A 9405-nucleotide genomic window follows, 5' to 3' on the forward strand; every position below is an offset into this window, starting at 1 on the left:
CCATCCACACAGGCAATCAGAATATCTTCGACACCACGATTTCTTAANCCATTCATGACNGAAAGCCAGAATTTGGCACTTTCATTTTCCCCAATCCATAAACCCAGCACATCGCGGCACCCATCCATGTTGATCCCGATGGCGATATAAACGGCTTTCTTGATAATCTGGCCTTCGCTTCGCACATGGAAATGAATCGCATCCATAAAAACGACGGCGTAGATTTCTTCCAATGGCCGATTCTGCCATTCTTTAGCGATTGGCAGGATCTTATCTGTCACCCGGCTGATGGTACTATCGGACATCTCGATCCCATAGAGATCTTTAATNTGCGTCTCAATATCGCCGGTGGTCATNCCTTTNGCATACATGGAAATGATTTTTGCTTCAATGTCCTGAGTNAGGGTATTTTTGTGTTTCGGCATCAATTGGGGTTCAAACTCCCCATTCCGGTCTCNGGGAACATCAATTTCCATATCACCCAGACTGGTATGGACTGTTTTCTTNGAATAGCCGTTCCGGCTGTTCTCNGTTTCCTTGTTTCGATAATCATAGCGGGTATAACCCAGTTCGTCATCCAATTCAGCGGTGAGACCGCCTTCCAGCACTTGGCGCATCATTTCCTTCATCAGTTCCTGGATATCATTTGGATCTTTGATGGGATTTTCACTTAAAAAACTTTCCACTAATTTCCGACGATTCTTTTCTTCGTTACTTTCGTTTCTTCTTGCCATAATAAAAACCTCCTGGCTAATGTATTTATTCTACATCAACCACGAGGTTTACACAATTTTTGAAACGGTCTCTGTACCAACGAGATTTTTGATTTTCGAATGATTCATAACAATACCTACTTTCATGTTTTCTTTCAAAATTTTCAACAAAAAAAGCCAACAAAGCACAACTCCTTTCAAGGAGTAAATGCCTCATTGGCTTATTTTTATTCAATACGATTAATCTAACGGTAGTTTACCCTAATTAATAACATTAGTCAATAACTAGTTTCACCTTTTTTCGATGTCTTATGAAAATGTTTTCTAGACTCGGTTGCCCTGATGATTCAATGTGTCATGTCCGACAAATTCTGGCGAAAACAACTCATCAACTTTCTCACTCTTTTCCAGCGTTTGCACGATGTGATCCAGCCAATTATTTTCAAACAATTCAATGAGCCCTTTATCGCAGGCACCAGCCAGGGATGAATCAATCGGCATTTTTGCCACGACATCGATGCCATACTGTTTCGCCACTTCTTCAATCCGGCTTTCGCCAAATAAATAGTGCTTTTTATCACAGTCCGGACATTCGAAGTAGGACATATTTTCGACCAGACCGATAACCGGAATGTTCATCATTCTTGCCATCTTAACCGCTTTGGCAACGATCATTGAAACCAGTTCCTGAGGTGAGGTGACAATAATAATCCCGTCCACCGGCAGCGATTGAAATACTGTTAATGGTACGTCCCCGGTTCCCGGCGGCATGTCGACAAACATATAATCCACATCGCCCCAGATCACATCGGTCCAGAACTGTTTAACGGTGTTGGCAATCACTGGCCCTCGCCAGACAACCGGATCGGTGTCATGTTCCAGCAACAAATTAATGGACATGATCTCAATCCCGGTTTTACTGGATATCGGGAACAGTCCTAATTCAGTGGGCATGGCTTTTTCTTTGATGCCAAAGGCTTTGGGAATCGATGGACCGGTAATATCCGCATCAAGAATGGCGGTATTATATCCCTGCCGCTTCATGCTTACCGCCATCAGCGAGGTTACCATGGATTTACCAACCCCACCTTTACCACTGACGACACCAATTACTTTTTTGATTCTGCTTAACTCGTGTGGTTGCTCTGAAAAATCAACTTTTCGATCTCCGCATTCTTCACCACAAGATCCACAGGATTGACTACAATCTTCGCTCATAAAAACTCTCCTCTTTCATCGTTTGAATTATTGATCTTCTTTATCTTAAAGCTATGCTTTATCACAATGCGCATTTGCCCGACGTTTGCGGCAGCGGCTGCAGCCATAGTTTTCTTGACCTTCTTCACACAATTTATAATTTCCGCCTTCGATCTTTAAGACGTTGCCATTCACTAACGCATCCGCCAGTTTTTTACGGGCATCATTATATATTTTTTGAACTGTTGTTCGCGCGACATGCATACTTTCGGCACACTCTTCCTGAAGCAGGCCTTCCAGGTCGATCAGACGGATGGTTTCATATTCCTCAACCGACATCGTAATGATACCATCTTCTGTATTTTTAGCATTGAGGGGTCCAAATAAATCCGTTTCCGGCAGACAACAGACTTTTTTCCATTTTACCGGTCTGGACATCGATTAATACTCCTTGTCAAAATTGATTATTCTGAAACCTAGTGCTGGCATTCATGTCCTTCTTCATGGGCATGGCACATTTCTCCGGAATCCATTACAGCTCCGGCCAGCCAGCTTAAAGCCACTTCTTTGACATCTCCCGAGCAGCCCCGAACCACTTCAATCCCGGATCGACTTAATACATTGACCGCGCCTTCACCCATATTGCCAGCCAGCAGAAGACTTACACCCATTTCTGCCAGGGTTGTGGCAATATTGGATTTACAGCCACAGCCGGCCGGTGATGCAAGAGTTTCCTGAGTTAGTATTTCTTTGCTGCTATCATCAATAGTGAACACAGTATAATACTCACAGTGACCAAAATGGCCATCAATTAAATTTTCTCGAGTCGGTAATGCAATCTTCATAATAATACCTCCGATTATATTTGTTTTGTTTATTTGCATAGTTATTGACATATGCTAACAACGAAAATATTATAATACATGAATAGCATATGTCAATAATTATATTTATTTCCCGACTGCTTTCTTAAGATACAACAATAAACATGCACCAATTAATATCAATTAAGTGGTGCATGCCCTCTTTTTCGATCTGCATATGCCCATTGAAGCAAGGATCTCAATGTAGATCGTCTTATTTTAATCAAACAACTTTATTTATTCACCACACTCATCATGATGTTGGTGTTCGTGACAAACTGATCCCGTCGATTTAAGTTCGCCTAAAAGATAACTGTTGACAAGGTCTTCTGCCTTGCCTTGTGCTCCGGTAATCACTTCAATATTTTTCTCATTGAAAATATCCACTGCGCCGCCACCCATACCGCCGGAAATGATCACATTGACACCTTTGTCATTTAAGAAAACTGGTAAAAATCCTGGTCGATGCCCGGGATTGGAAACCGCTTCGGTTTTAACTATCTTGCCATCTACTGTATCATAAATTATAAAACTCTCACAATGTCCGAAATGTCCTGAAACCATACCATTATCACTAGCTACTGCTATTTTCATTATATCTTCTCCGTTTTCTTTTTAATTTTGTTCAATTTTTTCTTATAATTTTACTTAAGTATTCACTTGTAACAATATTTGCATCGTATTGTTAAATACTTCCTGGGCGGCCAAACCGGCTTCACAAACGGTATCCACAATCGTCAAGCCCTGATTGATGGCTTTAACAGCATTTTCATCAAAGGGAATGTTACCCATATAGGGAACGTCCTGTTCTTTACAATATGCCCTAATCGCTTCTGTTTTTTTCAGGTTTGTATCGTATTTGTTCACACAAACAACGGTTTTTGTATGAAAAGTCTGGGCTGTCTTAATAATGCGCTCCATGTCGCTGATTCCGGAAACAGATGGTTCGGCAACGATCAACACCATATTCACCCCACTGATCGAAGCAATCACCGGGCAGCCGATTCCTGGTGATCCGTCTATAATGGCCAGATCAGCACCAATCTCAACCGATTTCATTTGCTTTTTAACTTCCGAGACCAACATTCCGGATGTCCCACTGCCCATTTTGAGCTGAGCAGTTGAAAAAACGACATCTTCATGATAAAGCATCAACTCACCGGCAATATGCGGTTTTAAGCTGATCGCCCGAACCGGACAAATCATTTCACAAACACCACAGCCTTCACAGGCAAAGGGGTCCACGTGATAGCCATCATCATCCGCTGATATTGCATCAAAGCGGCAATTTTCGATGCATCGATCACATTTTGCACACAACGTCTGATTGATTTCCGCCTTCGGCATCCCATAAAAATCATTTCTCTTTGGTTGGCTCAAATGATTTAAAGCAAGATGTAAATTTGGGGCATCCACATCACAATCAGCATAAACTTTTGCCTGCGCCATTTTAATAAATGCACTGGCCAGGGTTGTTTTCCCAGTTCCGCCTTTACCGCTAAGAATGAGTAACTGTTTCATGTTCTACCTCCTTAACGACTGCTTGTAGCAACTCGGAAAATAATCCATTGTATTTTTCGCTTTTGGCCGCAATTTCACCATCGGAATTAATCGCTCCCAAGTCACTTTCAAACGGAATTTTACTTAACACCTTAATTTTATTTTCAATACAAAACGTCTGAATCAGATTTTCACTTTCCATACATTTATTAATAACGACACCATAAGGTTTATTAAAAAGCTTAACGAGCTGCAAAACCAGTTGAAGGTTATGCAGGCCAAAAACCGTCGGTTCTGCTACCAGTATACAATAATCCGCATCTTGAATACTTTCCATGACAATGCATGCACTGCCCGGAGGACAGTCTATCAATGTCATTCTTTTTTCATTGGCTGTTTTTTTCATCAGATCTTTGATAATCGGTATTCCCGATGCTTCACCGGTATTTAAAATACCGGAAATCACCTTGACCTCTTCGGAAATACCTGTTTTTATTTCTCCAATGACCTTGTCCTTTTCGGTCAAAGCGTTGCTTGGACAAAGCATGATACAACCCCCGCATGAGTGACAAATATCATCAAAAACAAGTAACTTGTTGACAATGGCGGCGAGGGCGTTGAATTTACAAAAGTCTACACATTTCCGGCAGCCCAGACAAAGATCTTCGTCAACGATCGGAATTTTAATAGCTACTGTTTCAGTTTCTATCTCTGTGGGTTTAAAATACAAATGACCGTTTGGTTCTTCCACATCGCAATCAACATAAACGGAATCTTTGGCCACTGCTGCCAGATTGACCGACACCAAAGTCTTCCCAGTTCCACCTTTGCCACTGAGCACTGCAAATTTCACTTAATCATCAACCTACTTTCTATGGTTGCCAGGGCTGCTTCCACTGATGTTACGTCACCCAGGATCGCCAGACAAATTATATGTTGCGGACAAACCCCTGATATTTCAGTAACAACAACGTCTGAAGTTTTTTCGGCAATATCACTGGCTACCAGCATTCTGACCACATCACCCTGACATAAACCAACTGCCGTAAACTCATTTTCTAGAATTCGCTCGACGATTTTTTTATCGCCGACTTTACGCGAAATAATGCCAAGGGTTCCCTGAGATACCCCGTTAATCAATTGCGTTTTCATAACTTAGTTTCCGCCAACGCCATGGAAACCGGCATGGAAGTTCTCCAATTTACTTAGTTTATCATCAAGATAGGCGTTAAGATTATCTGAGATTGAACCGTTTTTGCTTTTGTAGATCTGTAACGCTGTCGCTTTAAATACCTCTGCGGCATTTTCTCCACATCGGGGCGTGATTAAAATATCGGCGTGACTATCAGCAACGATCTGGGCCGCTTTAACACCAGCTCCGCCAGGACTATTGGCCGCTTCATTTTCAATGAAGTCACCCATTTTTGTCAGTGTTTCATAGATATAAAAATATGGTGCCCGTCCAAAAGACATGCACACATCACTAGCCAAAACTTTTTCATCGGCGGGAATAGCAATTTTCATTAATTTCTCCTTGTTCATTATTGACATATGTCTTTAATAGTTACTATTATACCTCATTAAAAACATATGTCAATAACTATTTGAATTTAATTGTTCGCATTAAGCTCCCGATTTTGCCAGCTTCGTGTATGGTATCATTCCTGATTTTGCAATTTTTGTACTGCGATGTATTCTTCGATCATCGCTGCTGCCATGCCTACCAAATCTTCGCATGGACGACTCCGATAATATTCTGCCGTCCGTAACGCTGGAACCGGGCTGTCCTTGCCTTCTTCAAGCCCTAATAATTCCCTGCAGATAATGGTCTGGTTTTTATCTTCAAACGCTTTCGCAAGCACTTGAATCCGCTCATAATGCTCAGCTTTACCATTCTGATCTTCCGGATCGGTGTAGCCATAAAGTAGTCCTGCCACCATAAACATCCCGGTTACCGCACCACATACCTCGCGCAGTCTTCCCATTCCGGCACCGAAGGATGAGCTTAACCTGGCGGCGATGTCAAAGTCCAGACCACACTCATCGCAGAAAGCAAGAAAAACTGATTGGGAACAATTATAACCTTTTCGGAATAAATCCATCGCCAACTCAGCATGCTTTTCGCTTATATCATGATCCGAAAAAGACCCCTTATTTTCATATTGTCGATCTTCTTTTCCCATTTTTATTAATCCTTTTTTCTCAACAAGCACATACTTTTATATCCTGCTGCTTCACAATATAAATTATGACCGAATAATACTGAGTGAATTTAATCATTAGTTTTTACATAACATGATCGTTTCTCAGCACTTACTTATTTTTGTTATCACTCATTTTTTCGCCATAAGGCATCTCAAAGGCTTCTTCTTGTGGGATTCGCAGATATTTATAAGCTAATTGGGCCGTTGTTCCCACCATTTTCATGCAGTGCACCCGGCGGTCTTTTCCATTCCAATCTTCAAATGGCTCACAGATATCGCGACAGGTTGCCCAACCATTGGCTTCACAAAATTCACTGACCAGATTGTTATAACGGCGATAATATTTTTGTCCGACTTCAGGGCCACGAATCTCAGCATCGACGCTCCAGGGATCCTTGCGACCATAGACCGCACTGTTTGCCATAACGGCTGCTGATAACGCACCACAGGTTTCGCCAACAAGTCCAATGCCGCCACCAAAACCAGTACACATCGCGATCGTTTCCCGGGGAACATCCAAAACGCCCGCACGTAATAATGCATCGTATACACTTTCTGCACAATTTAAACCACTCTTGAAATTCTCAATCGCATAATCATTGACCAATTGACTCTTATTATCTTCCATATCCGATTACCTCTCTGATCTAAAATATTTTTCATTCTATATATCATTATTGACATATGCTATTTATAAAAATATTATAATCTATAAATAGCATATGTCAATAAATATTCTCATTCTCTATCCTAATAACTCGTTTTTTTTTGAGCTACACGATCTAAATCCAGTTTCTCTTTGGATGTGCAAATTATCCAACTAAAAAAGCTACCGAAATTTAATCCCGGTAGTTTTTTTAATACACGACGTTTCATGATATCTTTAAACTTGTCGCTATTTATTGAATTTTGACCCCAACGTCAATGGGTTTGGCACTGTACAGACAGGTTGTCACGATGCCATCGACCTTGGTGCTGGCATAAGCCGTAATATTTGTTTCATTGATGCCGCCCGCCGCCAGGAGCACAACACCAGGAAATTCATTGCGTAGCTGCTTAACCGCAACGGTTAGATCTTCCACCGTCAGTTTATCAAACTGGATTCCATCGACACCGGCTCGACAAAGAACATTTGCCTGCTCCAGGGTGGTGGCTTCGACAATAATTTTCTTTTCGCAGCATTCAACTTTCAGCTCTGGCATTTTTTTCAACAAGCCATCAAACCCACCAATAAAACTCAGATGCTGTTTAAACACCAGAATGGTTTCCGATAAGCCCAACCGGTGGGGCATGGCCCCACCGGACATGATTGACTTAATCGCCAATGCCTTGGTTCCAGGAAATCCCTTCCGGGTTGTCAAGATCGCCGTGTTCGGGCTTACCTGCTTGGCCATGTCCACCATTTTTCGGGTTTTAGTGGCGATTCCGGAACAATTATCGAGAATGTTCTGGCCCACCTTCCAGGCCTTATGTAAATCTTCGGCCCGGCCCGTACCAATGATCAGTTCATCACCGGCACAGACTTTCTGCCCAGAAGAAACCATCAATTCTGTTTTGATATGTAAGCGTTCAAAGATTACACTGACTTCTTCAGTACCGCAGACAACCGCATCTTCCCGGGTAAAATAAGAAATTTTCCCGGGCTGTTCCCTGACCCCTAAAACCCAACTGGTTAAATCAATATAGGGCACGTCCTCGTTTATTAACTGGTCGATCTCATTGATGGAAATACATGACATCTTTGTTCCTCCACTTCAAATGATTATTTTAAATGCTTTACCTTCTATTTTTTCGCTGCTATCTTTGATATGATCGGCGATGATAATCTACTCATCAAATACAATCGTACCCATTGCCAATAATGCACTAGCCATTTTTAAACTTCATCACCACTCTTCTCTTTTCTTTATTTTTGTATTGTTTTGTTGTGTTTAGATATTTTTTCGGATTATATAATAAGTTATGGGCATATGTCAAGTACTCATTCTTTAATTTGAAATTCAAACCTAAGCTTATAACGAATCCTTTTTTCACCATTCACCCTACTTTTTAGCATAATTATTTCATCGTCATTCACATATAATAACTTCTTGATTAGGAAAGCGGATAGACTATAATGAATGTAAAAATAGCATTTACAAAAGAAACGCGGTGAAAATCTAAAATGGAACCTATAGAATGGACACTAAAAAAGTCTATTCAAATAGGTTCCTTTTTTGTACAATGATTTCAAAGGAGTGTGAATTCAATGAGTAAAAAGCTGTTTTCTGATTCGGAAATAANAATCTTATTAAAAAATAAATATGTTAGGAAGGTAAGCAGCAAAGGTATAACTTATACAGATCAGTTTAAGTTGCTTTTTGTATCGGAATATAATATGGGGAAACGGCCGTATGAAATTTTTGAAGATGCTGGTTTTGATGCTGAAGTCGTTGGCATGGATAGAATCTGGAGTTGCAGTAAACGATGGCGGAAAAGCTATCAAGATAATGGAGAAATGGGATTAAAAGACACTCGGAAATTTAGTAGCGGACGTCCATTGAAACGAGAATTAACGAATGAAGAATTACTTGCAAAAAAGGATGCTGAAATTGCATATTGGAAAGCTGAGGCAGANCTATTAAAAAAAATCGAGCGGCAAGAAAGGCAGGTGAAAAAGGGTAAATTGGCCACTTCTTTAGTTTTTAAANTTATCCAGGAAATCATTTTAAAATACAATTATAAAAATATGGTTAGACATTTGTGTGAAGTAGCCTTGGTGTCAAGATCTGGTTACTATCATTATCTGAACTCAACTGACAAGCGTTATCACCGGGAAAAGAAAGATTTGGAATTAAACGGATTAATTCTAAAGGCAATCAGTCATCGCGGCTATAAAAAAGGATCCCGTTCAATAAAAATGGTCTTGGAACAAGACTTCCATTTAGT

13 protein-coding genes are annotated in these 9405 nt (G+C 40.8%); 1 reads left to right on the forward strand and 12 read right to left on the reverse strand.

Annotated features, from left to right (window positions below):
• From A3KS_RS0116695 to modD, 12 genes are all read right to left on the reverse strand, one after another.
• A partial coding sequence (locus A3KS_RS0116695; protein WP_026395870.1) for an IS256 family transposase occupies positions 1 to 734 on the reverse strand: 734 nt, incomplete at its 3' end.
• Between the two features lie 303 nt (positions 735 to 1037).
• Positions 1038 to 1931, reverse strand: a complete 894-nt coding sequence (locus A3KS_RS21730) for an Mrp/NBP35 family ATP-binding protein (RefSeq protein ID WP_084505054.1) — start codon at positions 1929 to 1931, stop codon at positions 1038 to 1040.
• 51 nt (positions 1932 to 1982) lie between these two features.
• Entirely contained in the window at positions 1983 to 2348 is a 366-nt protein-coding gene (locus A3KS_RS0116705) for a DUF134 domain-containing protein (protein ID WP_026395871.1), read from the reverse strand.
• A 38-nt stretch (positions 2349 to 2386) separates the two neighbouring features.
• Positions 2387 to 2755 carry a NifB/NifX family molybdenum-iron cluster-binding protein gene (locus tag A3KS_RS0116710; protein WP_026395872.1) on the reverse strand — a complete coding sequence of 123 codons (369 nt, stop codon included), beginning with the start codon at positions 2753 to 2755 and terminating at the stop codon, positions 2387 to 2389.
• A gap of 255 nt (positions 2756 to 3010) precedes the next feature.
• Positions 3011 to 3370, reverse strand: coding sequence for a NifB/NifX family molybdenum-iron cluster-binding protein (locus A3KS_RS0116715; protein WP_026395873.1), 360 nt, complete (start codon positions 3368 to 3370; stop codon positions 3011 to 3013).
• A 51-nt stretch (positions 3371 to 3421) separates the two neighbouring features.
• Positions 3422 to 4294, reverse strand: a complete 873-nt coding sequence (locus A3KS_RS0116720; RefSeq protein ID WP_026395874.1) for an ATP-binding protein — start codon at positions 4292 to 4294, stop codon at positions 3422 to 3424.
• Complete coding sequence (locus A3KS_RS0116725; protein WP_026395875.1) at positions 4272 to 5126, reverse strand: nucleotide-binding protein; 855 nt, start codon at positions 5124 to 5126, stop codon at positions 4272 to 4274. The genes A3KS_RS0116720 and A3KS_RS0116725 overlap by 23 nt, the downstream gene beginning before the upstream one ends.
• Positions 5123 to 5425, reverse strand: a complete 303-nt coding sequence (locus tag A3KS_RS0116730) for a BMC domain-containing protein (RefSeq protein WP_026395876.1) — start codon at positions 5423 to 5425, stop codon at positions 5123 to 5125. Before A3KS_RS0116730 ends, A3KS_RS0116725 begins: the two co-directional genes overlap by 4 nt.
• Positions 5426 to 5428: 3 nt before the next feature.
• Positions 5429 to 5797, reverse strand: coding sequence for a NifB/NifX family molybdenum-iron cluster-binding protein (locus tag A3KS_RS0116735; protein WP_026395877.1), 369 nt, complete (start codon positions 5795 to 5797; stop codon positions 5429 to 5431).
• Positions 5798 to 5931: 134 nt separating this feature from the next.
• A complete protein-coding gene (locus A3KS_RS0116740; RefSeq protein WP_341349857.1) occupies positions 5932 to 6375 on the reverse strand; it encodes a C-GCAxxG-C-C family protein in 444 nt (147 codons plus the stop codon).
• A gap of 211 nt (positions 6376 to 6586) precedes the next feature.
• Positions 6587 to 7105, reverse strand: coding sequence for a C-GCAxxG-C-C family protein (locus A3KS_RS0116745; RefSeq protein WP_026395879.1), 519 nt, complete (start codon positions 7103 to 7105; stop codon positions 6587 to 6589).
• Positions 7106 to 7376: 271 nt separating this feature from the next.
• Positions 7377 to 8216 carry a ModD protein gene (gene modD, locus A3KS_RS0116750; protein WP_026395880.1) on the reverse strand — a complete coding sequence of 280 codons (840 nt, stop codon included), beginning with the start codon at positions 8214 to 8216 and terminating at the stop codon, positions 7377 to 7379.
• Between the two features lie 509 nt (positions 8217 to 8725).
• On the opposite strand from modD, the gene A3KS_RS24240 reads away from it, so the two are divergent.
• On the forward strand, positions 8726 to 9405 hold a 680-nt coding region (locus tag A3KS_RS24240; protein WP_026395881.1), incomplete at its 3' end, for an HTH domain-containing protein.

This window comes from Acetobacterium malicum subsp. dehalogenans DSM 11527 (assembly GCF_000472665.1).
Taxonomy (GTDB): Bacteria; Bacillota; Clostridia; order Eubacteriales; family Eubacteriaceae; genus Acetobacterium; species Acetobacterium malicum.

Excerpts from the sequence above, each read along its gene's own strand:
- A3KS_RS21730 (WP_084505054.1), bottom strand. The coding sequence starts at position 1,931 with ATGAGCGAAGATTGTAGTCAATCCTGTGGATCTTGTGGTGAAGAATGC.
- A3KS_RS0116705 (WP_026395871.1), bottom strand. The coding sequence starts at position 2,348 with ATGTCCAGACCGGTAAAATGGAAAAAAGTCTGTTGTCTGCCGGAAACG.
- A3KS_RS0116710 (WP_026395872.1), bottom strand. The coding sequence starts at position 2,755 with ATGAAGATTGCATTACCGACTCGAGAAAATTTAATTGATGGCCATTTT.
- A3KS_RS0116720 (WP_026395874.1), bottom strand. The coding sequence starts at position 4,294 with ATGAAACAGTTACTCATTCTTAGCGGTAAAGGCGGAACTGGGAAAACA.
- A3KS_RS0116730 (WP_026395876.1), bottom strand. The coding sequence starts at position 5,425 with ATGAAAACGCAATTGATTAACGGGGTATCTCAGGGAACCCTTGGCATT.
- A3KS_RS0116735 (WP_026395877.1), bottom strand. The coding sequence starts at position 5,797 with ATGAAAATTGCTATTCCCGCCGATGAAAAAGTTTTGGCTAGTGATGTG.
- A3KS_RS0116740 (WP_341349857.1), bottom strand. The coding sequence starts at position 6,375 with ATGGATTTATTCCGAAAAGGTTATAATTGTTCCCAATCAGTTTTTCTT.
- A3KS_RS0116745 (WP_026395879.1), bottom strand. The coding sequence starts at position 7,105 with ATGGAAGATAATAAGAGTCAATTGGTCAATGATTATGCGATTGAGAAT.
- modD (WP_026395880.1), bottom strand. The coding sequence starts at position 8,216 with ATGTCATGTATTTCCATCAATGAGATCGACCAGTTAATAAACGAGGAC.